20 protein-coding genes are annotated in these 24,451 nt (G+C 68.3%); 15 read left to right on the forward strand and 5 right to left on the reverse strand.

What is annotated here, in order from left to right:
- Positions 1 to 19: 19 nt before the first annotated feature.
- Positions 20 to 502, reverse strand: coding sequence for an Lrp/AsnC ligand binding domain-containing protein (locus HPO96_RS16915; RefSeq protein WP_171674397.1), 483 nt, complete (start codon positions 500 to 502; stop codon positions 20 to 22).
- Between the two features lie 144 nt (positions 503 to 646).
- Between HPO96_RS16915 and HPO96_RS16920 the strand changes: the two genes are divergently transcribed.
- Genes HPO96_RS16920 through HPO96_RS16940 form a run of 5 tightly spaced genes read left to right on the forward strand, consistent with a single transcriptional unit; the run spans position 647 to position 6,058 of the window.
- Complete coding sequence (locus HPO96_RS16920) at positions 647 to 1,825, forward strand: ABC transporter substrate-binding protein (protein ID WP_171674398.1); 1,179 nt, start codon at positions 647 to 649, stop codon at positions 1,823 to 1,825.
- A gap of 3 nt (positions 1,826 to 1,828) precedes the next feature.
- On the forward strand, positions 1,829 to 2,944 hold the full coding sequence (locus tag HPO96_RS16925) for an ABC transporter ATP-binding protein (RefSeq protein WP_171674399.1): 1,116 nt from the start codon (positions 1,829 to 1,831) through the stop codon (positions 2,942 to 2,944).
- A complete protein-coding gene (locus HPO96_RS16930; protein ID WP_171674400.1) occupies positions 2,944 to 3,849 on the forward strand; it encodes an ABC transporter permease in 906 nt (301 codons plus the stop codon). Before HPO96_RS16925 ends, HPO96_RS16930 begins: the two co-directional genes overlap by 1 nt.
- A complete protein-coding gene (locus HPO96_RS16935; protein ID WP_171674401.1) occupies positions 3,846 to 4,655 on the forward strand; it encodes an ABC transporter permease in 810 nt (269 codons plus the stop codon). The genes HPO96_RS16930 and HPO96_RS16935 overlap by 4 nt, the downstream gene beginning before the upstream one ends.
- A gap of 5 nt (positions 4,656 to 4,660) precedes the next feature.
- The gene (locus HPO96_RS16940) at positions 4,661 to 6,058 is read left to right on the forward strand and encodes an NAD(P)/FAD-dependent oxidoreductase (RefSeq protein WP_337796671.1); all 1,398 of its coding nucleotides are present in this window, start codon (positions 4,661 to 4,663) and stop codon (positions 6,056 to 6,058) included.
- Positions 6,059 to 6,402: 344 nt separating this feature from the next.
- Here HPO96_RS16940 and HPO96_RS16945 read toward each other — a convergent pair whose 3' ends face one another.
- Positions 6,403 to 7,107, reverse strand: coding sequence for a thaumatin family protein (locus tag HPO96_RS16945; protein WP_202885989.1), 705 nt, complete (start codon positions 7,105 to 7,107; stop codon positions 6,403 to 6,405).
- Between the two features lie 194 nt (positions 7,108 to 7,301).
- On the opposite strand from HPO96_RS16945, the gene HPO96_RS16950 reads away from it, so the two are divergent.
- Positions 7,302 to 8,405 (forward strand): serine hydrolase domain-containing protein, encoded by a 1,104-nt coding sequence (locus HPO96_RS16950; RefSeq protein WP_171674403.1) that lies wholly within the window; start codon positions 7,302 to 7,304, stop codon positions 8,403 to 8,405.
- Here HPO96_RS16950 and HPO96_RS16955 read toward each other — a convergent pair whose 3' ends face one another.
- On the reverse strand, positions 8,406 to 9,794 hold the full coding sequence (locus tag HPO96_RS16955) for an aspartate aminotransferase family protein (RefSeq protein ID WP_171674404.1): 1,389 nt from the start codon (positions 9,792 to 9,794) through the stop codon (positions 8,406 to 8,408).
- A 156-nt stretch (positions 9,795 to 9,950) separates the two neighbouring features.
- On the opposite strand from HPO96_RS16955, the gene HPO96_RS16960 reads away from it, so the two are divergent.
- From HPO96_RS16960 to HPO96_RS17000, 9 genes are all read left to right on the forward strand, one after another.
- Positions 9,951 to 11,564, forward strand: coding sequence for an amidohydrolase family protein (locus tag HPO96_RS16960; protein WP_171674405.1), 1,614 nt, complete (start codon positions 9,951 to 9,953; stop codon positions 11,562 to 11,564).
- A 7-nt stretch (positions 11,565 to 11,571) separates the two neighbouring features.
- A complete protein-coding gene (locus HPO96_RS16965; RefSeq protein WP_171674406.1) occupies positions 11,572 to 12,993 on the forward strand; it encodes a gamma-aminobutyraldehyde dehydrogenase in 1,422 nt (473 codons plus the stop codon).
- Positions 12,994 to 13,062: 69 nt separating this feature from the next.
- A complete protein-coding gene (locus HPO96_RS16970) occupies positions 13,063 to 15,723 on the forward strand; it encodes a hypothetical protein (RefSeq protein WP_171674407.1) in 2,661 nt (886 codons plus the stop codon).
- Entirely contained in the window at positions 15,720 to 16,610 is an 891-nt protein-coding gene (locus tag HPO96_RS16975) for an N-acetylglucosamine kinase (protein WP_171674408.1), read from the forward strand. Before HPO96_RS16970 ends, HPO96_RS16975 begins: the two co-directional genes overlap by 4 nt.
- Positions 16,611 to 16,632: 22 nt before the next feature.
- Positions 16,633 to 17,301, forward strand: coding sequence for an N-acetylmannosamine-6-phosphate 2-epimerase (locus tag HPO96_RS16980; protein ID WP_171674409.1), 669 nt, complete (start codon positions 16,633 to 16,635; stop codon positions 17,299 to 17,301).
- Positions 17,302 to 17,412: 111 nt separating this feature from the next.
- Positions 17,413 to 18,792 (forward strand): N-acetylglucosamine/diacetylchitobiose ABC transporter substrate-binding protein, encoded by a 1,380-nt coding sequence (gene ngcE, locus HPO96_RS16985; protein WP_171674410.1) that lies wholly within the window; start codon positions 17,413 to 17,415, stop codon positions 18,790 to 18,792.
- A 1-nt stretch (position 18,793) separates the two neighbouring features.
- On the forward strand, positions 18,794 to 19,684 hold the full coding sequence (locus HPO96_RS16990; RefSeq protein WP_171674411.1) for a carbohydrate ABC transporter permease: 891 nt from the start codon (positions 18,794 to 18,796) through the stop codon (positions 19,682 to 19,684).
- Between the two features lie 12 nt (positions 19,685 to 19,696).
- Positions 19,697 to 20,530: a carbohydrate ABC transporter permease gene (locus HPO96_RS16995; protein WP_171674412.1), complete on the forward strand. Its 834-nt coding sequence runs from the start codon at positions 19,697 to 19,699 to the stop codon at positions 20,528 to 20,530.
- Complete coding sequence (locus HPO96_RS17000) at positions 20,527 to 21,771, forward strand: hypothetical protein (RefSeq protein ID WP_171674413.1); 1,245 nt, start codon at positions 20,527 to 20,529, stop codon at positions 21,769 to 21,771. The genes HPO96_RS16995 and HPO96_RS17000 overlap by 4 nt, the downstream gene beginning before the upstream one ends.
- Here the strand turns inward: HPO96_RS17000 and HPO96_RS17005 are convergent.
- Positions 21,768 to 23,831 (reverse strand): YhgE/Pip family protein, encoded by a 2,064-nt coding sequence (locus HPO96_RS17005; RefSeq protein ID WP_171674414.1) that lies wholly within the window; start codon positions 23,829 to 23,831, stop codon positions 21,768 to 21,770. The genes HPO96_RS17000 and HPO96_RS17005 overlap by 4 nt on opposite strands.
- Positions 23,828 to 24,448, reverse strand: a complete 621-nt coding sequence (locus tag HPO96_RS17010; protein ID WP_238355147.1) for an ATP-binding cassette domain-containing protein — start codon at positions 24,446 to 24,448, stop codon at positions 23,828 to 23,830. Before HPO96_RS17010 ends, HPO96_RS17005 begins: the two co-directional genes overlap by 4 nt.
- Positions 24,449 to 24,451 lie beyond the last annotated feature (3 nt).

Here is a 24,451-nt window from a genome sequence, read left to right on the forward strand (position 1 = left end):
GCGACCTCGGACCAGAGATTCAGCGGACGCCCCAGGAGTAGGTTTGTTTGACGAGTTTGAGGTAGACGAAGGTTTCGGTGGCTTTGACGCCTTCGATCTGGCGGATGCGGTCGGAGAGGACCTGGAGGAGGTGTTCGTCGCTCTCGCAGAGGACCTCGACGAGGAGGTCGAAGGAGCCGGCGGTGATGACGACGTACTCGACCTCGTCCATGGCGGCGAGCTGGTTGGCGATGGGCTCGAGGGAGCCTTCGGCCTTGATGCCGATCATGGCCTGGCGGTCGAAGCCGAGCTCCAGCGGGTCGGTGACGGCGACGACCTGCATGACGCCGGCGTCGGTCAGCCGCTGGACGCGCTGGCGGACGGCGGCCTCGGACAACCCGACCGCTTTGCCGATGGCGGCGTACGAGCGCCGGCCGTCGACCTGGAGCTGTTCGATGATCGCCTTCGAGGTCTCGTCCAGCAGACCCTGGTTCTTGTCGGGGTGCCCCGTTCGTACTGCCACCTGGTGATCCTGTCAGCCGGGCCGCTCCCAGGCAACCGGCCGAAGCGGAATTCGTTGTGAAAATCGAAGTTCGCTACGGAATCCCTTGTCTTGATCGATTCGGTTTGACAGTATCCTCCGCGTCAGCCCGTCTTAGGAGGTTGCATGGGACGTCAGCCGGTCCTCGGCCGCCGGGCGGTCCTGCGCGGCCTCGGCCTCACCGCGGTGGGTGTCGGCGCAGTCGCGTGCGGTATCCCGCCGGCCCGGCAGAGCGCGGACAAGTGCGTCAGCACCGACCTCTCCGGCGCCCAGAAAGCACTGAACTTCTCCAACTGGCCCAGTTATATGGACGAGGCCGAGGAGAAGGTCGACGGCAAGACCGTGCTGCCGACCCTGGAGGCGTTCCAGAAGCAGACCGGCATCCAGGTCACCTACACCGCCGACGTCAACGACAACTCGGAGTTCTACGCCAAGGTCCGCGACCAGCTCGGCACCTGCCGGCCCAGCGGCCGCGACATCTTCGTCCTCACCGACTGGATGGCGGCCCGGATGGTCGGCCTCGGCTGGATCCAGAAACTCGACCACTCGAACGTACCCAACGTCGACAAGTACCTGCTCGAACAGCTCAAATCCCCCAGCTGGGATCCGCGGCGCGATTACAGCGTCCCGTGGCAGAGCGGCCTGACCGGGATCGCCTACAACGCCAAGGTCACCGGCGAGGTCGGTAGCTGGGCCGACCTGCTCGGCAAATCCGAGCTCAAGGGCAAGGTCACCATGCTCTCCGAGATGCCCGACACGATGGCGATCATGCTCCGCCTGGTCGGCGCCGCGCCCGGTAAGTTCACCGACGCCGAGTGGAGCAAGGCCCTGGAGAAACTCGAGGACGCCGTCGGCTCCGGCCAGATCCGCCGGTTCACCGGCAACGACTACGTGCAGGACCTGAACGACGGCAACATCGCCGCCTGTATGGCGTGGTCCGGCGACGTGCTCGCGCTCCAGGCCGACAACGAGGACATCAAGTTCGTCGTCCCCGAAGAGGGTCTCAACCTCTGGTCCGACAACATGCTCGTGCCGAACAAGGCGACGCACCGCGCGAACGCCGAAGCGCTGATGAACTACTACTACGACCCGCAGGTCGCCGCCGAGCTGGCCGCCTGGGTCAACTACATCTGTCCGGTCGAGGGCGCCCGCGAGGCGATGGAGAAGATCGACCCCGAGCTGGTCGAGAACCCGCTGATCTTCCCCGACCAGGACATGCTCGCGAAGACGGCGTCGTTCATGCCGCTGGACACCGCCAAGGCCAAGCTCTACGAAACCGACTTCAACCTCGCGATCGGAGGCTGATACATGACCAGCGACCTCGTACTCACCGGCATCAGCAAACAATTCGCTGGTCATCGCGCCGTCGACAACCTCGACCTGACCGTCCCGGCCGGCACGTTCTTCGCGCTGCTCGGCCCGTCCGGCTGCGGGAAGACGACCACGCTCCGGATGATCGCGGGTCTGGAGGAGCCGACCACCGGCAGCATCCGCCTCGGCGACGACGAGATCAGCGGGCTGCGCCCGTACAAGCGCCCGGTGAACACCGTCTTCCAGAACTACGCGCTGTTCCCGCATCTCGACATCTTCGAGAACGTCGCCTTCGGGTTGAAACGCCGCAAGGTCAAGGACTACCAGCCGAAGGTCGAGGAGATGCTCGGCCTGGTCGAGCTGAAGGACTACGGCAAGCGGCGCCCGGCCCAGCTTTCCGGTGGTCAGCAGCAGCGCGTCGCGCTCGCCCGCGCGCTGATCAACCGCCCACAGGTGCTGCTCCTCGACGAGCCGCTCGGCGCGCTCGACCTGAAGCTGCGCCGCCAGATGCAGCTGGAGCTGAAGCGGATCCAGACCGAGGTCGGCATCACCTTCGTGCACGTCACGCACGACCAGGAAGAGGCCATGACGATGGCCGACACGATCGCCGTCATGAACCGCGGGCTGATCGAGCAGCTCGGCAGCCCGGCGGAGCTGTACGACCTGCCCGCCACCACCTTCGTCGCCAACTTCCTCGGCCAGTCCAACCTGATCCGCGCCAAGATCATCGGCCAGTCCGGCGAGGATCTTGTCGTCGACGTCCACGGCCGGAAGGTGATCGTGCCGCTGGCCCGATGCCGCGTCACCGAAGGCGAGGTCTGGCTGGGGATTCGCCCGGAGAAGGTCTTCCTGGCGCCCGCGGACAGCGAGGACGGCGATGGTTCGAACCAGCTCCGCGGCGCGGTCGTCACCGACGTGAGCTACGTCGGCGTCAGCACGCAGTACTTGGCACGGCTGCCCTGGGGCCAGGAGCTGACGGTGTTCGAGCAGAACACCGGAGCCCGCGAGGCGTTCAGCGCCGGCGACGCCGTCGATCTGCACTGGCGGCCCGCGCACAGCTTCCTCCTGGACGCCGCTCAGGACGCGCTCGCCGGTGTCGAGGACGTCGACTGATGAGCGCCGTCGGCCAGCTCGGCGCGGCGTCGCAGTCCGCCGCGCCGCCTCCGGTCGAGCGATCGGGACGCCGAATGACGGCGTACCTGCTGTTGTTACCCGGCGGGCTGTGGCTGCTGCTGTTCTTCGTCGTCCCGCTGGTTTCGTTGCTGGCAGCAAGCTTGTACGACCCGAACGGGTCGATCGAGAACGGTTTCTCGATGACCTGGCACTGGCAGAACTTCGGGACGACGATGGCCGACTACTGGCGGCCGTTCGGGCGATCCCTCTGGTACGCGTTGCTGACCACGGCGTTCTGCCTCCTGCTCGGGTATCCGCTGGCGTACGCGATCGCGATGCGGGCCGGCCGCTGGAAGAACCTGATGCTCGCGCTGGTGATCGCGCCGTTCTTCACCAGCTTCCTGATCCGCACGCTGTCCTGGAAAATGTTGCTCAGTGACAACGGTTTCGTCGTGGACGCCCTGCAGTGGCTACGGATTCTCGGCCCGGACGGGCGGTTGCTCGCGACCACGGCCGCCGTCGTCACCGGTCTGACCTACAACTTCTTACCGTTCATGGTGCTCCCGCTGTACGCGAGCTTGGAGAAGATCGACCGGCGGCTGATCGAGGCCGGTGGCGACCTGTTCGCCGGCCCGGTGACGACGTTCCGTACGGTGACGCTGCCGCTGTCGATGCCCGGCGTCGTCGCGGGTACGCTGCTCACCTTCATCCCCGCGGCCGGTGACTACATCAACGCGCAGCTGCTCGGCACACCGAAGCAGCGGATGATCGGCAACGACATCCAGCGGCTCTTCGCGGCTGGGGCGTATCCGACCGCGGCCGCGTTGTCGGTGACGCTGATGGCGGCGATCGTCGTCCTGGTGCTCATTTACGTCCGGCGCTCCGGGACGGAGGAGCTGGTATGACCCGGTTCGGGCGGTTCATCGCGCGGAACTTCGTGCTGGTGCTGGGCTTCGTCGTCCTGCTGTATCTTTTCGCGCCGATCGTCGTCGTGATGCTGATGTCGTTCAACGCGCCGAAGAGCCGGCTGTCGTACACGTTCGACGGGTTCACGGTGGACAACTGGCTGCACCCGTGTCGTCCGTTCGGGTTGTGCGACGCCGTGAGTACGTCGTTGCGGATCGGTCTGTTGGCCACGGTCGTGGCGACGGCGCTGGGCACGTTGATGGCGTTCGCGATGGTGCGGCACCGGTTCCGCGGGCGGTCGGCGACGAACCTGTTCATCTTCCTGCCGATGGCGTCCCCGGAGATCGTGCTCGGCTCGTCGCTGCTGGCGCTGTTCGTCTCCAGCGGGTTCGGCGGGCGGCTCGGGTTCTGGACGATCCTGATCGCGCACGTGATGTTCTGCCTGTCGTTCGTCGTGGTGACCGTGAAGGCGCGGCTCGCGGGGATGGACTCGCGGCTCGAACAGGCCGCGATGGATCTCTACGCCAACGAGTGGCAGACGTTCTGGCGGGTCACCTTCCCGCTCGTCTTCCCCGGCATCCTCGCCGCGGCGCTGCTCAGTTTCTCGTTGTCCTTCGACGATTTCATCATCACCAACCTGAACGCCGGCACCACGGTCACCTTCCCGATGTACGTCTGGGGATCGGCCCAGCGCGACATCCCACCCCAGATCAACGTCATTGGCACGGCGATGTTCCTGCTGGCGCTGATCTTCGTCCTGGCCGGCGAGCTCGGACGCCGACGCCGCGAACGCACCCGGAGCTGACGCCTGTGATCCGTTCCCTCGTGGACGCGCGACCGGAAGCCCTGTGGCTCGACGACCCGGCGGCGCCGGAGCCGTTGCCGCCGCTCACCGGGCCGATCGTCGCGGATCTCGCGATCGTCGGCGGCGGGTACACCGGATTGTGGACGGCGTTGCGTGCGAAGGAGCGGTACCCGCACCTCGACGTCGTGCTGCTCGAAGCGAACACCTGCGGATCGGCGGCGTCGGGGCGGAACGGCGGTTTCTGCGATGCGAGCCTCACGCACGGGTACGGGAATGGGCTGGCGCGGTGGCCCGAGGAGCTCCCGACGTTGGAGCGGCTCGGTCAGGAGAACCTCGACGCGATCGAGGCGACCGTTGCGCGACTCGGGATCGACTGCGATTTTCGGCGTACGGGCGAGTTGACGGTTGCGACCTCGCCGCATCATCTCGACGAGTTGGCCGAGGAGGCTGAGCGACGCGACGACGTCCAGCTGTTGGATCAGGACGCCGTCCGGGCCGAGGTCAACTCACCGACGTACCTCGGCGCGCTCTACGACCCGCACTCGACCGCGCTCGTCGAACCCGCGCGGCTGGCGTGGGGGTTGCGGCAGGCGTGCCTCGACCTCGGCGTTCGCATCCACGAGTACACCCGGGTGACCGGCATCCGCCGTGGTCACCTCACCACCACGTCGCCGGCTGGGCCGCACTCCTCACGTGGCCCAGCCGGCTCCGTCCGCGCGGCGCGGATCGCGCTCGCGACCAACGCGTTCCCCTCGCTGCTGCGGCGGCTGCGCCCCTTCACCGTGCCGGTCTACGACCTCGTGCTGGCGACCGAGCCGTTGTCAGCTCAGCAGTTGGCGAGTATCGGCTGGCAGCGCCGCCAAGGTATCGGCGACGCCTCGAATCTCTTCCACTACTACCGCCTCACCCGCGACAACCGCATCGTCTGGGGCGGCTACACCCCGCTCTACCACTACGGCAGCCGCATCCACCCTTCCTTCGAGCAACACACCCCCACCCACGAGTTGCTCGCCAGCCACTTCTTCACCACCTTCCCCCAACTCGAAGGCCTCAACTTCACCCACCGCTGGGGCGGCGTCATCGACACCAGCACCCGCTTCTGCGCCTTCTTCGGCACCGCCCACGCCGGCCGAACCGCCTACGCCCTCGGCTACACCGGCCTCGGCGTGGCCGCCACCCGCTTCGGCGCCGACGTAACCCTCGACCTCCTCTACGCCGGACAATCCCCCCGCACCACCCTCCGAATGACCAGCACCCACCCCCTCCCCTTCCCACCCGAGCCCATCCGCTCCCTAGGCATCCACCTCACCCGCTGGTCCATGTCCCAAGCCGACGCCAACGCCGGCCACCGCAACCTCTGGCTCCGCACCCTCGACCGCCTAGGCCTCGGCTTCGACTTCTAGCCCACCGTCCGCGCCACCGACTGTCCTCTGACCCCCGGCTGTTTCGTGGGTCAGCCCACGAAACGGCGGCTGTACCCACCGCAGGCGGTTGGCCCACCCACCGTTTGGTGGGTCAGCCCACGAAACGGCGGTGGGTGCTGCGGTGGGTGCTGCGGTTTGCTGGGTGGGCCCAGCAAACTGTGGGTGGGATGGGGCCGGGAGGCGGTAAGGGGGCGGGGCCGGCGGTGATGTGGGGCGGGCGGGATGTAGCGGCGGACCGCCAGCGCTGCACAACAGCACGACACGCCGGCGGCGGGGGCGCACCGTCGGCGTGTCGTGGAATTGTGCAGCGCTGGCGGTCCGGGCTAGACGCGATGGAAGGTGACCGTGAAGCCGGTGCAGGTGCGGCACTGACGGACGGTTTGGTTGCCTTGTTCGGCGTCCTGTTTCGACCAGGCGTAGGCCTTGGGACAGCGCGAGCTGAGGGCGTCGCTGTAGGGGGTTCGGGCGTCGCGGTTGAGGTTGAGGCAGTACGGCGTGGTGCCGTTGGTGCCGACGCGTTTGTTGGCGGCGGGACAGTAGGGCAGCAGGTTCTCGGGGCAGCCCATGGTTTCGCACTCGGGCGGTGGGGACGACGCGCCGTTCGCGCGAATGGTGATGGGGACGGCGAACGCGTTGACGTAACTGACGTTGTACCAAGGAGCCAGGCGGTCGTTCTGGTCGAAGTTGAACTCGGCCAGGCTGGTGGGCTGTTCGCCGGTACTGCAGCGGTTGGCCCACGGCCCGCAGTCGCCGACCGCGCACTTGAAGGTGGAGCCGGAGGCGCCGGTGCACCCCTGGCGGCCGAAGAACTTACCGCGCCAGTGGTTGGGCCAAGCGCCTTCGGGCACGGTGACGGTGGCCGACTGTCCGTTGGCAAGGGTCGGCAGATTGGTGAAGTTGACGGAGTTGTCGGCGTTGACGGTCGACCCGATCCACAGGGTCTGGCCGGTCTGGTTCACGAACGTCACGGTGTGCACGGTGGCGGCGGAGACCGGCGTGGCAAGGCCCAGCAAGAGGGCGAGGGACATCAAGGCAGCACAGAGTTTCGGCATATCTACTCCGCAAAGTCGGGGCGGACGCGGGAGACTGCGCTCCCCACGATCCGCGCCCGCTACAACGTTGTCAATGTTCCAGCAGGCTCTACCGCGAGAGTGGTGCCAGCTTGCTCGTGAGCCGATCCGTCGGCTCATAGCGTGGACGGCGTCAACGAAAGGAGCCCCAGATGTTTCGCCGTCTGGCGACAACAGCCATCGCCACCGCCTGCCTGGTGACCCCCTTGACCGCCGTCGCGGTCCGGAGCGATCCGATGCAGCAGCGGGTCGACGAGCTCGCCGAGGCCTTCCCCGGCGCGATCGCGACCGTTCGCGACACCCGCGGAAAATCGCGGACGTACGTCGCCGGCGTCGCGAACCTGACCACTCGAGCGCGCGTTGATCCCCGCAGCCGAGTCCGGATCGGCAGTAATACCAAGCCCTTCACGGCAACCGTCGTCCTGCAGCTGGTCGGCGAAGGCAAGCTCGCGCTGGAGGACCCGATCGAGAAGTACCTACCGGGCCTGGTCCGCGGTGACGGAATCGACGGACGCCGGATCACCGTGCGCCAGCTGTTGCAGCACACCAGCGGCATCCCGGAGTACCACGACCTCACCCCGGACTATCCGCCGACGCGGCACACCTACTGGGAGCCGCGCGACCTGGTCGACATCGCCCTGCAGAAGAAGGCCCTGTTCCCGCCCGGCGAGGGCTACACCTACAGCAACACCAACTACATCCTGGCCGGACTGCTCGTCCAGAAAGTCACCGGCCGCCCGCTCGGCGAGGAGATCACCCGCCGCGTCATCGAACCGGCCGGCCTCCGCGACACCTACTGGCCCGCACTCGGCGATCAGCAGATCCACGGCCCGCACCCCACCGGCTACTTCCAGGGCGCCGACATCACCGAGCTGGATCCCTCGATCGCGTGGGCCGCGGGCGGAATGGTCGGCACCCCGGCAGATATGAACCGCTTCCTGGTCGCCCTGCTCCAGGGCAAGCTGCTGAAACCCGCGCAGCTCGAACAGATGCTGAAGACGGTCGACTCCACCGGCCGTGATTCGGCGGGCAAGAGTGGCTACGGTCTCGGCATCGCCGCGGTGCCGCTGTCCTGCGGTGGTGTCGCCTGGGGGCACGGTGGTCAGATCTACGGCTACGAGACGCTGGACGCCGCGACGCCGGACGGCCGCGCAGCAGCGTTGGCCGTGACGTCCACCCACACCACATCAGCGGAAGCGCGACGCATCAGCCGGACCGTCGACACCGCGTTCTGCGGTGCCGACGGCGGGCAGTGACTACAGCTTGGACTCCGCCTCGACGAGGACCGAGCGGATGATCGACTCCATCTCGTCGAAATGCGCCTGGTCGCAGATCAGCGGCGGCGACAGCTGGATGACCGGGTCGCCGCGGTCGTCGGCGCGGCAGTAGAGGCCGGCGTCGAAGAGCGCCTTGGAGAGGAAGCCGCGGAGCAGCCGCTCGGACTCCTCGGCGTTGAAGGTCTCCTTGGTGGTCTTGTCCTTGACGAGTTCGATGCCGTAGAAGTACCCGGCGCCGCGGACGTCGCCGACCAAAGGCAGGTCGAGCAGCTTCTCCAGCGTGGCCCGGAAGTCCCCCTCGCGGTCCCGGACGTGCTGGTTGATGCCTTCGCGCTCGAAGATGTCGAGATTGGTCAGCGCGACCGCGGCGGACACGGGGTGGCCACCGAAGGTGTAGCCGTGGGCGAAGGTGGTGTCGCCCTTGCCGAACGGCTCGAAGAGCCGGTCGGTCGCGATCGCCGCGCCGAGCGGCGAGTAGCCGGAGGTGATGCCCTTGGCGCAGGTGATGATGTCGGGCTGGTAGCCGTAGCGCTCGGCGCCGAACATCGTGCCCAGCCGGCCGAACGCGCAGATCACCTCGTCGCTGACCAGCAGGACGTCGTACTCGTCGCAGATCTCCCGGACCCGCTCGAAGTACCCCGGCGGCGGCGGGAAGCAGCCGCCCGCGTTCTGCACGGGCTCGAGGAAGACGGCCGCGACCGTCGACGGGCCCTCGTTCTCGATCGCGACGGCGATCTGGTCGGCCGCCCAGCGACCGAAGGCCGCTTCGTCGTCACCGTGGATCGGCGCCCGGTAGTAGTTCGTGTTCGGCACCCGGAACGTCGACGGCACCAGCGGCTCGAACGGCGCCTTCAGATCCGGCAGGCCGGTGATCGAGAGCGCGCCCTGCGTGGTGCCGTGGTACGCGATCGCCCGGCTGATCACCTTGTGCTTACCCGGCTTGCCGGTCAGCTTGAAGTACTGCTTCGCGAGCTTCCACGCGGTCTCGACGGCCTCGCCGCCGCCGCTGGTGAAGAAGACCCGGTTCAGATCGCCCGGCGCGTAGTTCGCGACCCGCTCGGCGAGCTCGATCGACTTGGGATGCGCGTACGACCACAGCGGGAAGAACGCCAGCTCGGAGGCCTGCTTGGCGGCCGCCTCGGCGAGCTCCGTCCGTCCGTGGCCCAGCTGGCTGACGAACAGGCCAGCCAGTCCGTCCAGGTAGCGCTTGCCTTTGCTGTCGTAGATGTAGGCCCCGTCGCCGCGCACGATCACCGGCACGTCGGCCGTTTCGTAACTCGACATCCGGGTGAAGTGCATCCACAGGTGGTCGCGCGCCGACTGCTGCAGGTGGGCGAAGTCGGCGTCGCCGATCGTGTCGGACGACATGTCGGATCCCTCGTCTCAAGCGTTGTCGTTGCCCGTCATCCTGCCCGGAGAAATCCGCTCTGGCAAGTGATTTCGTGCCGCTTGAGCCGATAGGGTGTCGATGTCAGCATCACACGGGGACTTCTGATTCGGATTCCGCACCACTGGAGGTCATGGGTGGACACCCTGTTCGTGAATGGATCCGTCTTCGACGGGACGACGTACCGTCCCGGCGTGGCCGTCGCCGTCCGCGGCGGCCGGATCGCCGCCGTCGGGCCCGACCTGGCCGACCTGCGCGCCGCCGAGATCGTCGACCTGGACGGCGGCCTGCTGCTCCCCGGTTTCGTCGACGCGCACCTGCACCCGGTCCAGGGCGGCATCGAACGCGCCCACTGCGACCTCTCGCCCTGCGACGGCCTCCCCGCCTACCAGGAGCGGATCAAGCAGTACGCCGACGCCCACCCCGATGCGCCGTGGATCCTCGGCGGCGGCTGGCATCAGCCCGACTTCCCCGGCGGTACGCCGGCCGCGGCCGACCTCGACCTGATCACGGGCGACCGGCCCGCCTTCCTCGCGAACGCCGACCACCACGGCGCATGGGTCAACTCCAAGGCCCTGGAGCTGGCCGGTATCGACGCCGGCACGCCGGACCCGCCGGACGGCCGGATCGAGCGCGGCCCGGACGGCGTACCCACCGGAACCCTCCACGAGGGCGCGATGAACCTGGTCGGCCGCCTCACCCCGCCGACCACACCCCAAGAGCTCGTCGACGCCCTCCTCGACGCCCAGCAATACCTGCACTCACTGGGTATCACCGGCTGGCAGGATGCGATCCTCGGCACCTACGCGAACCTCGGCGACGCCACCCCGGCGTACGTCGAACTCGCCGAATCCGGCCGCCTGACCGCCCGGGTCAACGGCGCCCTCTGGTGGGAGCGCGACCGTGGCGCCGAGCAGATCCCCGACCTGATTGCCCGCCGCGAAGCCTTGCAGTACAGCCGATTCCGGGCCCGCTCGGTCAAGATCATGCAGGACGGCGTCGCCGAGAACCACACCGCCGCGATGATCGACCCGTACTTCGACGGCTGCGGCTGCCGCACCGGCAACAGCGGCATCTCGTTCGTCGATCCGGAAGCGCTGAGGGAACACGTCACCCAACTGGACGCGGCCGGCTTCCAGGTCCACGTGCACACGATCGGCGACCGCGCCGCCCGCGAAGCGTTGGACGCGTTCGAGAAAGCCCGAGCCAGTAACGGATCCAACGACAACCGGCACCACATCGCCCACCTGCAGGTGATCCACCCCGACGACATCCCGCGGTTCGCCAAACTCGGCGTCGCGGCCAACATGCAGGCGCTCTGGGCGGTCTACGAGCCGCAGATGAACGAGCTGACCATCCCGTTCCTCGGCCCCGAGCGGACCGGTTGGCAGTACCCGTTCAACTCGCTGGCCAAGACCGGCGCCCGGCTCGTCGCCGGCTCCGACTGGCCCGTCTCCAGCCCGAACCCGCTGGAGGCGATCCACGTCGCGGTCAACCGCCGGACCGACAAGGCGGACGACCCGTTCCTGCCCGAGCAGGCGATCGACCTGACCACCGCGCTCGCGGCGTACACCTCCGGCAGCGCCTGGGTGAACCACGCCGACGAGACCGGCCGGATCGCGGTCGGCGCCCTCGCCGACCTCGCGGTCCTGGACCGCGACCCGTTCACCGCCCCCACCGACGAGATCAACACCGCCCGAGTCCGGGCCACCTGCGTCGAAGGCGAGCTCGTCTTCGGCCCGACCAGTTAGGACGCTGATGACCCTCACCAACCTTGTCGACGGCAAGCCGGTCGCCGCGCTGAGCGGAGCGACGTACGACGTGATCGCCCCCGCGACCGGCGAGACGTACACCCAGGCGCCGTTGTCCGGGCCCGAGGACGTGGACCAGGCGATGAACGCCGCCGCCCGGGCGTTCGAGGGCTGGCGGGACACGACCCCGGCCGAGCGGCAGCGGATGCTGCTCAAGATCGCCGACGCGCTGGAGGAGCGCGCCGACGAGTTCACCGCGGCCGAGAGCCGGAACACCGGTAAGCCGCTGGCCCTGACGGCGAGCGAAGAGCTGCCGCCGTGTGTGGACCAATTGCGCTTCTTCGCCGGCGCCGCCCGGGTCCTCGAGGGCCGTTCGGCCGGCGAGTACATGCCCGGTCACACCTCGTGGGTCCGGCGTGAGCCGATCGGCGTCGTCGGCCAGGTCACGCCGTGGAACTACCCGCTGATGATGGCCATCTGGAAGATCGCGCCCGCGCTCGCGGCCGGCAACACGATCGTCCTGAAGCCGAGTGACACCACGCCCGCCTCGACCGTTCTGCTGGCGGAGCTGTGCAACGAGTTCCTGCCGCCGGGTGTCTTCAACGTGGTCTGCGGCGACCGCGACACCGGCCGGGCGCTGGTCGAGCACGACGTACCGCAGTTGGTCGCGATCACCGGCTCGGTCCGGGCCGGGCGTGAGGTCGCGTCGTCCGCGGCGCAGAAGCTGAAGCGCACCCACCTCGAGCTCGGCGGCAAGGCGCCGGTGGTCGTCTTCGACGACGCCGACCTGGAGGCTGCCGCGGAGGCGATCGCGGGAGCGGGCTACTTCAACGCCGGTCAGGACTGTACGGCGGCCACCCGGGTGCTCGCCGGGCCGCGGATCCACGACGACTTCGTCGCCGCGCTGACCGAGCAGGCCCGGCAGACCAGGACCGGTCAGCCCGAGGAGGATGTCGCGTACGGCGCGCTCAACAACGCCGACCAGCTCGGCCGGGTGCGCGGGTTCGTCGACCGGCTGCCCGACCACGCCGCCGTCCAGACCGGCGGGAACGCGATCGGCGACCGCGGCTACTTCTTCGAGCCCACGGTCGTCTCCGGCCTGCGGCAGGACGACGAAGCGATCCAGGACGAGATCTTCGGTCCGGTGATCACCGTCCAGCGGTTCGCCGACGAGGACGAGGCGCTGCGCTGGGCGAACGGCGTCGAGTACGGGCTCGCATCCTCGGTCTTCACCCGCGACCACGGCCGGGCGATGCGGATGTCGCGCAAACTCGACTTCGGCTGCGTGTGGATCAACACGCACATCCCGATTGTCGCCGAGATGCCGCATGGCGGCTTCAAGAACTCCGGTCACGGCAAGGACCTGTCCATGTACGGCCTGGAGGACTACACCCGGATCAAGCACGTGATGTCCAACATCGAGGGGTAGGCCGCCTCCGGGCCAGTGGTCTACTCGGGGTGCTTTACCGGTGGCCCCGGGGTCGGTCACCCTGATCCGGTGACCGGATTCGCGCCTGTCGCCGTGATCGGCCCGCCGATCCCGGCCGCCACGTTCACCGCCGCCCTCGATCGAGCCGGGCTGACTTCGGTCCGGTACGACGTCCCGCCGGACGACCTCGGCGGGTACGCGGCGGTGGTCGTGGTCGGCCGGTATCCGGAGCCGGCCCGGCTCGCGGTCGGTGGGCTCGCGGCGTACGTGCGCGCGGGCGGTTCGGCGTACGTCGAGTTCGCGCTCGACGAGACCGGGCTCCTGCCGCAGGGCGAGCTACGGCCGGCGCATTTCGAGCGGATCGTCACGACGGCCGCGTTGGGCGGCATCGAGCCGCTGCGGATCCTCGACGAGCACTCGTCGCAGGCGCAGCAGGTGGTCGCGCCCGAGGGCGCCGTCGAGTTGCTGACCTACGCCACGGTGGCCGGGACGCACGAGGCGGTCTTCGGGCTGCCGGATGCGACCTTTCCGGCGTTGCTGGAGATTCCGGTCGGCGCCGGGCGGCTGCTGTACGCGACGACCGCGCTGAGCCATCACGTGGCGGGCCGGTACAAGCCGGTCCGGCGCTGGGAGCGGTTGGTCCAGGTGATCGTCGCGCGGTTGCTCGGCGTACCGGCGCCCGACGACGTCGAGGTTTTCACCGAGCCGCGGGTCTGGGTGGCGACCGGGGAGCCGGTGAAACTCGTCGTCCGGTCGGCGGCCAAGCCTGAGGCCGAGTTGGAGCTTGTGGAGACGGCGCCGGGGCGGTACGAGTCCGAACCGCAGTATCTGGCGGACGGCGAGCATGTGTTCACGGTCGGGGATCAGCAGGCGACGGTCGCGGTCGGGCCGCGCGCGGAGCGGTATCGGCGGATGGTCGACCGCGCGATCGCCTGGTACGACACGGCCGGCATGTTCTACGACGCGCCCGACGGGTCGAAGGGCGTTGCCGAAGGGTTCTCGAACGAGATCGATGCCACCGGCAAACTTCCGTTCCGGCCGGTGCCGCGGGGTGACTGTTTCACCCAGACCGCGCACGCGTTCCGGATGTACGCCGATCTCGCGGATTTCCCGCGTGGACGGACGATCGCGGCGAACCTGATGCGCCTGGTCGTCGAGGAGCAGCAGCTCACCGATCACAACCAGCTCTACGGCTCGTTCGAGCCCCGGGGGCCGCGCGGCGATCTGACTGCGACCAACAATTTGTTTGCCGATGACAACGGCTGGATCGCCTTGTTCGCCTTGCTGTCCGGGTATCCGGAGTCGGGCCTGCGCGGCGTCGAGTCGCTGATCCGGACGGCGAGCGCGGAGCTCGGTCTGCAAGTCGATCCGTGGCGGACGCCGTCCACGCTGTTGGTCAAGGGGTGGGACGAGCTGTCCCGCTCGCCGATCGCGGATGGGCTCGACCTGACGTCGCACTGGCAGAGCTCGGCGCAATGCGCGTATCTGTACGCGTACGGGCTGACCGGTGAGCAGAGTTATCTCGACATCGCGACTCGCGGACTCGATCACATGGCCGGCCACCACCCGCGGGCGCGGTTGGAGACCAGCCGGACATGTGAGGCCGGGCGGTTCCTGCTGCCGTTGGTCGGGGCGTACCAGTACACGCGGAAGCCCTTGTATCTGGACATTCTGCGCGAGTTGGCCGCGTTCCTGAAGAGCCGTCAAGGGCCGGACGGCGGGTTCGCCGAATGGGACGGGAAGTGCCCGCCGAGTAATGAGGCGTACGGCGTCGACGAGGCGTCGATCTTCCAGGCGAACGGCGATCCGGTCACCGATCAGCTCTACGGGACGCCGTTCGCGGCGTGGGCGCTGCCGCTGGCGTACAAGGTGACCGGCGAGCCGGTCTTCCTGGAGTTGGCGCAGGGCGTGCTCGACTATCTGAGCCGGATCCAGATCGACGACCCGGCCGATGCGCAGCTCGACGGGACCTGGCAGCGCGCCTTCGATTTCGACGCCTGGGAGTACTTCGGGTCGAACGCCGACGTCGGCTGGGGGCCGTACTGCGTCGAGACCGGCTGGTCGGTCGCGCCGACGCTGATCGGCGCCATGCTCTACCTCACCGAGGCGGACTTCTTCCCGCCGGCGCCGGACCCCGGTGCCGGCCGCTCCGAGCTGGTCACGTCTATCCGGGCGGAATTCGACGCCATCCAGTTCGGTCGGCCGGCACCGGTCACCTTCACCCGCCGCCCCGACGGCCGAGTCCTTCGCACGCAGGACGGCGTACCGGCGGTTCTCGGCGATCTGGTTGCCGCGGGCGACCCGGTCTGGACGCGGAACGAGCCGACGGCGTCGTACGAGATCTACGTCCGCGGCGCCGACAACCACCTGCATCACACCTACCTCGACGATCGTGTCGGCCAAGGCCGGTGGAGTCGACTCGGCGACCTCGAACTCGCTGATGAGCCCGTCGTCGCCTTCAATCCCGGCGCCAACACGATCGAGGTCTATGTCCTCGGCGCCGACGGCCGCATCCACCACTGCTCCATGATCGACGTCCGCGGCGGCCACACCCCCTGGGAACCGGTAGGCACCCTGCATTTCACCGGTTCGCCCGCCGTCCTCTACGACGAAACCCTCCGTACCGTCCGCCTCGTCGCCAACGACACCGCCGGCCAAGACCGCCGTACCCATAAGGTCAACCGGTGGCACCTCCCCTGGCAGGACTACTCCCACTGGATCACCGCATGACACTCCACGTAGCCATCGACGGCGGCCAATCAGCCCTCCGCCTCCGAGTCCTCGAAACCAACCGCACCGGCACCGCCCCGGGCTACACTCACGGCCCTGGCGCCCTCGAAACCCTCCTAACCGCCATCCAAACCGCCGCCACCCAAGCCGGCCTGACCGGTCCGGTACAAGTAGTTGCTTTGGGGCTCACCGGGTTTCCAGCGGCTCCTGGGGTGGCGGCGGAGTTCGCCGCCAAGGTCGCCCAAGTTCTCGGCGCAGCCGAGGTTCGACTGGCGGAAGACATGGTGACTTCACACGCGGGGGCGCTTGCGGACGGTTACGGCGTGGTGGTCGCGGCGGGCACCGGGCTGGTCTGCCTGGCCGTGGATCGCGGCGGGGAGTGGCACAAGCTCGACGGCCACGGGTACTTGTTCGGCGACGCCGGCAGCGCGTTCGCGATCGGCAGAGCAGGCCTCCGGGCCGTGTTACGAGCACGCGACGGCCGCGGTCCGGTGACGAAACTGGCCGAAACGACCCTCGACCCGATCGCCTACTACGCCTCGCCGACCCTGGTCGACGACGTGGCGAGATTCGCGCCCGAAGTACTCCGCTGCGCCGCCGAAGGAGATTTGGTTGCCGGCGGCATCCTCACCACCGCCGCCACGCGGATCGCCGAGACGATCAACGCCGCCGTCGCGCGCTTCCAAGGCACCGAGGAGATCCCGATCGCCTGTGTGGGCGGGCTGTTCGCCGGCGCCGGTGAGCAACTCCGCGCGCCCGTCCGCGCCCGTCTCACGCCCCGCGCCCGCCTGGTCGAGGCGGCCGGCGGCAGCTTGGACGGCGCCGCCCGGCTGGCGACCGGCGACCCGGGCCCGTACGCCGGCCTGATCGTGACCCACCACAACTGAGCAGATCGAAACGGGGAACTCCATGTTCGTCATTGCCCCGGGCACCTTGGTGGTGTCCTGCCAAGCCGCGCCCGGCAACCCCTTCCACTCCGCGGAGCGGATGGCGCTGATGGCCCGCGCGGCCGAGGCGGGCGGCGCGGGCGCGATCCGGGCGAACGGCGCCGAGCACATCGCGGCGATCCGGGCGGCGACCACGCTGCCGATCATCGGGATCAACAAACTCGGCGACCCGGCCGGCGTCTTCATCACCCCGACCTTCGAGTCCGCGGTCGGGATCGTTGCCGCCGGCGCGGATCTGGTCGCCCTCGACGGCACCCTTCGACCACGGCCGAACGGTACCCGGCTCGATCAGCAGATCGCCCGGATCCACGCCGAGCTCGGCGTCCCGGTGATGGCCGACGTGGACTCCCTGGAGGCCGGGATCGCGGCCCGGGACGCGGGCGCCGACCTGGTCGCCTCGACCCTGTCCGGCTATACCAATGGGCAGATCCCGACCGGACCAGACGTCGAGCTGGTCCGGCAGCTGGCCGCCAAACTCGACTGCCCGATCGTTGCCGAAGGCAGGGTTCGGACGCCGGACGACGTCCGCGCCGTGTGCGAAGCAGGCGCGTACGCCGTCGTCGTCGGCCACGCGATCACGAATCCGATGGACATCACCGCCCGGTTGGTCAGCGCGATCCCGATCGCATAACCGATCCCAGTGGTCTACTCCATCTTGTCGATCCAGGTCGAATCCTCTTCCCCCGCCAGGTCCGCCGGGCGTATCCATGTCCCAATCGATCCCCTGGAGAGGACGCGTTCCATGAGCACAGACGGCAAGGTCGACCGCCGCACCCTTCTTCGCGTCGCGCTGGCGGCGCCCGCTGTCGCCGGGCTGGCCTCCTGTGCGAAGCCCGTCGCCGACAAGGCGAACCCGGTGGCGAGCGGCGCCGCGAAACTCGACGGCGGCAAGCCGCTGGAGTTCTTCAACTTCGACGGCGGCTACGGCAAGAAGTGGACCGAGCTCCCGCTCGACCTGTACCGCAAGGCGTACCCGCAGGCCGACGTGAAGCTGACCAGCGGCCAGCAGCTCCAGCAGCAGCTGCAGCCGCGCTTCATCCAGGGCAACCCGCCGGACCTGATCGAGAACGTCGGCCTGGACGGCGCGGCCCTGGCCGGCAAGAAGCAGCTGCTGGACATCGGCGCGCTGCTCGAGATGGAGGCGTTCGACCAGCCGGGTGTGAAGGTCAAGGACACGCTGCTCCCGGGGGTCGCCGAGGCCGGCCGGTACGACGGCGTCAAGTACGAGATGCCGTACGTGTTCGGCGTCGGCGGCATCTGGTACAGCCAGGCCCTGCTCACCAAGCACGGCTGGGAGTACCCGAAGACCTGGCCGGAGATGCTCGCGCTCTGCGCCGAGATCAAGAAGGCCGGCATCGCGCCGTGGACCTACCAGGGCAAGTTCCCGGGCTACCTGACCAACCCGTTGCTGATGACGGCGTACAAGGCGGCCGGGCCCGACCTGAAGAAGAACCTCGACAACCTGCAGCCGAACGCCTGGCGGGACCCGGCGCTGGTCCAGGCCGCCGAGGGCTACCAGGAGCTGGCCGCCAAGGGCTACCTGCTGGAGGGTACGCAGGCGCTCTCGCACACGCTCTCGCAGAACTACTGGGCGCAGGGGAAGGCGGTCTTCATCCCCTGCGGCGGCTGGCTGGAGAACGAGCTGGGCGACGCCGTCCCGAAGAACTTCGAGATGACGATGGCGCCGGTGCCCGGGTGGTCGGCGTCCGACAAGGCGCCGTTCGAGACCGTCACCGGTGGGCCCGGCGGCGCGCTGATCGTGCCCGCCCAGGCGAAGAACCCGCAGGGCGGCCTGGAGTTGCTGCGGATCATCGTCTCCAAACAGTGCATGAAGAACTTCGCCGAGCTGACCAACTCGCCGGTCGTCACCAAGGGCGCGGTGGACGACGTCAAGCTGACGCCGGCGGCCGCCTCGATGCAGAAGGCGATCGCCGCGGCCGGGACGAACATGTTCAGCGATTTCCAGTTCCGGATCTGGTACAAGAAGCTGCTCGACAACTCCGACAAGGCGACGTCCGCGCTGATGAACCGCGAGCTGACGCCCGAGGAGTGGAGCAAGCAGATGCAGAAGTACGCCGACGAGACCGCCAAGGACCCGTCGATCAAGAAGTTCTCCGCCTGAGATGCACCACGGCAAGTACCGCTTCGTCATCGGGCTGCTGCTGATCCCGCTCGGGCTCTACGCGGTCTTCGTGGTGTCGCCGTACCTGCAGGCCTTCCCGATCGCGTTCACCGATTGGGAAGGCCTCTCGGCGACCTACAGCTACATCGGCTTCGACAACTTCGTCCGGCTGTTCCACGACTCGGTGTTCTGGGTCGCGTTGCGGCACAACCTGTTCCTGCTGCTCTGCCTGCCGACGATCATCGTCACGATGTCGCTGTTCTTCTCGGCGATCCTGAACTACCGCGGCGGCGTCCGCGGCGCGAAGTTCTACAAGGTCGTGTACTTCTTCCCGAGTGTGTTGTCGATCGCGATCGTCGGCGTGCTGTGGCAGTTCGTCTTCGAGCCGCGCAGCGGCCTGCTGAACGGGTTCCTGCGCGCGGTCGGGCTGGACGGCCTGGCCAAGCTGTGGCTCGGGGACGGCGACACCGCGCTCGGCTCGGTGATGGCGGTCGTCGTCTGGGGTTCGGTCGGCTTCTACGTGGTGCTGTTCACCGCGGCGATGGCGGCGATCCCGAAGGAGCTGTACGAGGCGGCGCTGCTGGACGGCGCCGGCTCGGTACAGGCCTTCTTCCGGCTGACGCTGCCGCTGATCTGGCCGACCGTGCAGGTCGCGATCGCGTTCCTGGTGATCGGCGCGCTCGACCAGTTCGCGCTGATCAAGGTCTTGTCGATCGGGCCCGGCGGTCCGGACGACGCCACCCAGGTGATCTCGTTGTACATGTACACGAACGCCTTCACCTACGGGAAGTTCGGCTACGCCTCGGCCATCGGCGTCACGCTGTTCGCGCTGAACATGATCCTGACCATCCTCACGTTCCGGCTCACCCGCCGTGAGCGCGTCGTCTACTAAGGAGCGTCCTCGATGCGGAGCGGTAGCCGGGTGCTGGGCGGGGTGACACAGAGTTTCGCGCTGGTCTGGGGCGCGATGGTGCTGTTCCCGTTGCTGTGGGCGGTGCTCAGCTCGTTCAAGTCGGATGCGGACATCTTCCGCAGTCCGTGGAGCCTGCCGACGGACTGGCACTGGGAGAATTTCTCCCGCGCCTGGAACGAGTCCCATATCGGCAAGTACTTCTTCAACAGCGTGATCGTCGTGAGCGGCGGTGTGCTGCTCTGCCTGCTGCTGTCGGCCGCGGTGGCCTACGTGCTGGCGCAGTTCGAGTTCCCGGGTAGCAAGGCGCTGTACTACGTCTTCGTCGGCGGCATGGTCTTCCCGGGGTTCCTGGCGCTGGTGCCGCTGTTCTTCGTGGTCCAGAACCTCGGGCTGCTGAACAGCCATCTGGGCCTGATCCTCGTCTACGCCACCGGCGGGATGTCGTTCTCGGTCTTCTTCCTGACCGCGTTCTTCAAGGCGCAGTCGAAGGACCTGGCCGAAGCGGCCCTGGTCGACGGCTGCTCGCATTTCGGTGTGCTGTTCCGGATCATGCTGCCGCTGGCCCGGCCGGGGCTGGTCAGCATCGGTATCTTCCAGTTCCTGGGGATGTGGAACGAGTACCTGCTGCCGCTGGTGCTGAACACCGAGGAGGACCGCTATCTGGTCACTCAGGGTCTGGCCAACATCGCTGTCACCCAGGGTTATCACAGTGACTTCTCCGGCCTGTTCGCCGGCCTCACCATCTCGATTCTCCCGGTGCTGGCCGTCTACCTTGCTTTCCATCGGCAGATCAGTGCCGGTATGACCGCAGGAGCTTTGAAGTGAGAGATCTGCTGCTCGCAGCGACCGCCCTCGACGTCACCCCGCCGCCAGGACACACCCTGGACGGGTACGCCGCCCGTACCGGCCCGGCCACCGGGACTGCCGACCCGCTCCGCGTCAGCATCATCTGGATCAGCACACCGGACGACCCCGGCGTGCTCTGGCTGACGCTCGACGCGATCGCCGTCGGCAAAGAGCTCACCGCCGAGTTGGCCGCGGCCGCTGCGGGGGTCGCGGGCATCCCGGCGTCCCACGTGGTGGTTTCTGCCTCGCACACGCACTCGGGACCCAGCGGGTGGACCGGGCAGATCCATCCGGTGATTCCGACCGAGCGCGAGCCCGCTCTGTACGAGCCGTTGCTTGCTGCCGTCTCGAACGCCGTACTGACGCCGGAGCCGGCCGTGGCGTCGTGGCGATCGGTGGAGGTCGTCGGCGTCGGTACGAACCGGCACCGGCGGGAGGGGCCGCACGACAATACGGCCGGAGTGCTGGCGCTGCACTCGCTCGACGGTTCGCTGCGTGCGGTGTTGTTGGACTTCGCTTGTCACCCGACGACGTACGGGCCGGAGAACCTGCAGTGGTCCGCTGACTGGCCAGGTGCGGCGAGGGCCGCGTTGGAGCCGGCCGTGGTCGGGTTCCTGCAGGGAGCGGCCGGGGACGTCAGCCCGCGCTTCACTCGACAGGGACGTGGTCCGGCAGAGGTCACTCGACTTGGTCAGCTGCTCGCTGCTCGGGTGCTCGAATCACTGTCCGAGCCGGGGCTGGAGCTACCTCCGGCTGCACCGACGATTCGCCGCGAGACCCTCACTTTGCCGGTCCGGCCGATTCCGTCCGCGACGGACGCCGCTGCGATCGTCCGGGACGCCGAGCGCGCCGTACACGGCGGAGCGGAGGAGCCGTCAACCAGAATCGCCCAGACCCGGTTGGACGGCGCCCGAGGTCAGGCGCTGATGGCCGCGGTCGATCTACCGCCCGAGCTCGAGCTGCCGATCAGCGTGGTCACCTTCGGTGACGTCTGCTGGGTGAATCTGCCGGTCGAGCTCTTCGCCCTGCACGGCGCCACCCTGCAGGACAAGAGCAGCCACTCCATCACCCGAGTTATCGGCTACACGGACGGATACTTCGGCTACGTCGTCGACCCGACCGCGGCCGAGAACGGCGTCTACGAGGCCCTCATCACCTTCTTCGACCAACCGACCACCAATCAGTTGATAGCCGAGACAGCGGCCTTCGTGAACGGTTAGAGGGCCAGCTCCGGCTGGAGCTTCTTGGCCGGCCAGACGCGCTGCTTGCGGGCGGCGAGCGTGGAGGCGGCGAGCGCGACCGCGAACCAGGCAGCCAGGGCCAGCAGGTCCCGGCCGACGGAGGCGGTCGAGCCGCCGTACATGAGGTGGCGGACGCCGTCGATCGCGTAGCTCATCGGTAGTGCGTGGTGGAAGAAGTACAGCGGCGCCGGGATGGTCTGCCACGGGAAGGTGCCGCCCGCGCTAACCAGCTGGATCACCATCATCACCAGACCGAGGAACTTGCCGACAGCACCGAACCAGGACGCCAGCGCATGCAGGATCGCGACGAAGGTGACCGAGGTGAGGATCAGGAAGCCGACAGTCAGCCACGGGTGCGCCACGTTGATGCCGAGGCCCAGTGACACCGCACCGAAGACCAGCGTGGCCTGGATCGCGCCGAACAGAGCCGGGGTCAGCCACCCGCCCAGGGCGATCCGGAACGGCGATTGCAGCGCCGCCAGGGCCCGTGGGGACAGCGGCCGGACCAGCAGGAAGAGGACGTAGGCACCGATCCAGCAGGCCAGGCAGAGGAAGAACGGGGCCAGCCCGGCGCCGTAGCTGTCGGCGGTCGCCTGCGAGACGTTCTGCAGCGTGACGGGCGCGCCCAGCGTCTCGGCGACCGCCTTACGCTGCTCAGCGGTCGGGTTGGGGATTTCCTGGACGCCCTTGGTCAGACCGGTGTTCAGCTGGGTGGCGCCGTCCTTGAGCTGGGTCATGCCGCCGGACAGGCTGTTCACGCCATTCAGCAACTGGCCTTGACCGGCGACGGCCTGCTTCTCACCGGCGGCGAGCTGCTGCGCGCCGGACTGCAAGGTGGTCAGACCGGACTTGAGCTGGTTGGCCCCGGTGTCGAGCTGCTTGGCGCCACCGGCCGCCGTATTGATGCCGTTCGTCAGTTGGGGCGTCGCCTTGGCCAGCGCGGCTGCACCGTTCGAGACCTTGCGGGCACCACCGGCCAGCTGGTTGAGCTGCTGTGACGTCGACTGAATCTTGGTGTTGGCCCGAACGACCGGACCGCGCAGCTTGGCGGTCTCGGTGAGGATCTGGTTGATCTGATGATTGCTGAGGCCCTGAGCCCTCAGCCGGGCCGCAAGGCGCTGGTCGAACGCCTTGAGGTCCTTGACCAGCGTGCTGGACGCCGTGGCGACCTGACGGCCCGCAGTGGCGATCTTCTCGTTGCCGTCGGCCACCTGATCGGCGCCGTTCGCCAGGGCCTTGGTCTGCTGCGGCAGGCTCGCAGTCTTCTGCTTGAGCCTGCCGAGACCGGCGCTCAGCTGGTCAGCGCCGTTGGCCAGCTTGGCCGCGCCCTGCTGGGCTTGCGTCGTCCCACCGGCCAGCTTCGTCGCACCCGCCGACAGCTTCTGCTGGGCGGTATTCAGCTGGCCCGCACCGGACTGCAGCTTGGTCACACCGGTCGCAGCTGTGGTCAGGCCGTCCTGCAACTTGCCGGCGCCGGTCGCCGCCTGGCTGATCTGACCGTGAATCGTGTTGTACCCGGCGAGCAGCTTGCTGGCGGCGGTTTCGCTCACCTGCGACGCGACGGTCTTGGTGACCTGGGCGACGACCTGGTTGGCGATGGTGTGCGCGATGTAGTTGTTCGCGTCGTTCGTCAGCAGCTCCAGATTCGCCTGCCGCGGGGTGAACTCCGCGCTGGAAGCCAGGTCGGCCGAGAACGACTTCGGCAGCACCAGGGCGAACTCGTACTTGCCGTCGGAGACGCCCTTGTCCGCCTCGGCGCGGTCGACCCGGTGCCAGCCGAAGCTCTTCGACTTCACCAGCTCGTCCGCAACCTGCGGACCGACGTTCAGCTTCTCGCCGGTGGCCAGCGTGGTGCCCTCGTCCTCGACGACGACCGCAGTGGGTATCTGGTTGAGCCGGCTGTACGGATCGTGGTTCGCGTAGAGGTAGAGGCCGCCGTACAGGACGGGGACGAGCAGGAGGGCCGCTACGGCCAGTTTGGGTAGGCGGCCTGCCGTAAGCCGTCGCAGCTCGCTCAACGCCATCCGAAGCGCGGTCACGCCTTCATCTCCTCAACTTGGTCTGCGGGTACGTCGAGCAGCCGGGCGGACGTGTCGGCGCAGGTGATCAGCACTGCGTAGCCGCGGTCGGCCAGATCGCGACCCAGCGCGTACCACTCGTGCGGATCGCCGCCGTGGCGATCCGGCATGGTCAGGATGAGTACACGCACGTCGGGGCGGGCGACGGTGAGCTCTGCGAGGAGTCTGGTCCGGGCGGCGACGGGGAGGTGCTCGAAACGCTTGTCGGCGTGCTCAGCGGCGCCGTGTTCATTCAGCCAGGCCAGCACGGCCTTCCGGCCCGCCTTGCGGCCTGCGATGGCCAGCTCCTCGCCGACCACGGTCTGCACCGGCAGAGCGTCGTCCGGCTCGGTGATACCCGGTGCGTCGACCACGGCGACCTTGCGGCGCAGTACAGCAGGGTCCGACGAGCCTTGGAGGGTGACCTCGCCGGTGTCGGGCTTGAGGCGGCCGGAGAGCGCGAGGGCGGCAGCTACGTGACCTGGGCCCGGGTAGCCGGTCAGCAGGACGACCTGCTTCTCGTCGACCCGCACCGACGTACTCCGCAACATTGGCGCGTGCGGACCGTCGACGCTGATCCCGGTGGCCTCGAGCTGCATGAC

Origin of the sequence: Kribbella sandramycini, from assembly GCF_013131805.1 — a bacterium.
Lineage (GTDB): Bacteria > Actinomycetota > Actinomycetes > Propionibacteriales > Kribbellaceae > Kribbella > Kribbella sandramycini.

Excerpts from the sequence above, each read along its gene's own strand:
- HPO96_RS16920 (WP_171674398.1), top strand. The coding sequence starts at position 647 with ATGGGACGTCAGCCGGTCCTCGGCCGCCGGGCGGTCCTGCGCGGCCTC.
- HPO96_RS16925 (WP_171674399.1), top strand. The coding sequence starts at position 1,829 with ATGACCAGCGACCTCGTACTCACCGGCATCAGCAAACAATTCGCTGGT.
- HPO96_RS16930 (WP_171674400.1), top strand. The coding sequence starts at position 2,944 with ATGAGCGCCGTCGGCCAGCTCGGCGCGGCGTCGCAGTCCGCCGCGCCG.
- HPO96_RS16935 (WP_171674401.1), top strand. The coding sequence starts at position 3,846 with ATGACCCGGTTCGGGCGGTTCATCGCGCGGAACTTCGTGCTGGTGCTG.
- HPO96_RS16945 (WP_202885989.1), bottom strand. The coding sequence starts at position 7,107 with ATGTCCCTCGCCCTCTTGCTGGGCCTTGCCACGCCGGTCTCCGCCGCC.
- HPO96_RS16950 (WP_171674403.1), top strand. The coding sequence starts at position 7,302 with ATGTTTCGCCGTCTGGCGACAACAGCCATCGCCACCGCCTGCCTGGTG.
- HPO96_RS16955 (WP_171674404.1), bottom strand. The coding sequence starts at position 9,794 with ATGTCGTCCGACACGATCGGCGACGCCGACTTCGCCCACCTGCAGCAG.
- HPO96_RS16965 (WP_171674406.1), top strand. The coding sequence starts at position 11,572 with ATGACCCTCACCAACCTTGTCGACGGCAAGCCGGTCGCCGCGCTGAGC.
- HPO96_RS16975 (WP_171674408.1), top strand. The coding sequence starts at position 15,720 with ATGACACTCCACGTAGCCATCGACGGCGGCCAATCAGCCCTCCGCCTC.
- HPO96_RS16980 (WP_171674409.1), top strand. The coding sequence starts at position 16,633 with ATGTTCGTCATTGCCCCGGGCACCTTGGTGGTGTCCTGCCAAGCCGCG.
- ngcE (WP_171674410.1), top strand. The coding sequence starts at position 17,413 with ATGAGCACAGACGGCAAGGTCGACCGCCGCACCCTTCTTCGCGTCGCG.
- HPO96_RS16990 (WP_171674411.1), top strand. The coding sequence starts at position 18,794 with ATGCACCACGGCAAGTACCGCTTCGTCATCGGGCTGCTGCTGATCCCG.
- HPO96_RS16995 (WP_171674412.1), top strand. The coding sequence starts at position 19,697 with ATGCGGAGCGGTAGCCGGGTGCTGGGCGGGGTGACACAGAGTTTCGCG.
- HPO96_RS17010 (WP_238355147.1), bottom strand. The coding sequence starts at position 24,448 with ATGCAGCTCGAGGCCACCGGGATCAGCGTCGACGGTCCGCACGCGCCA.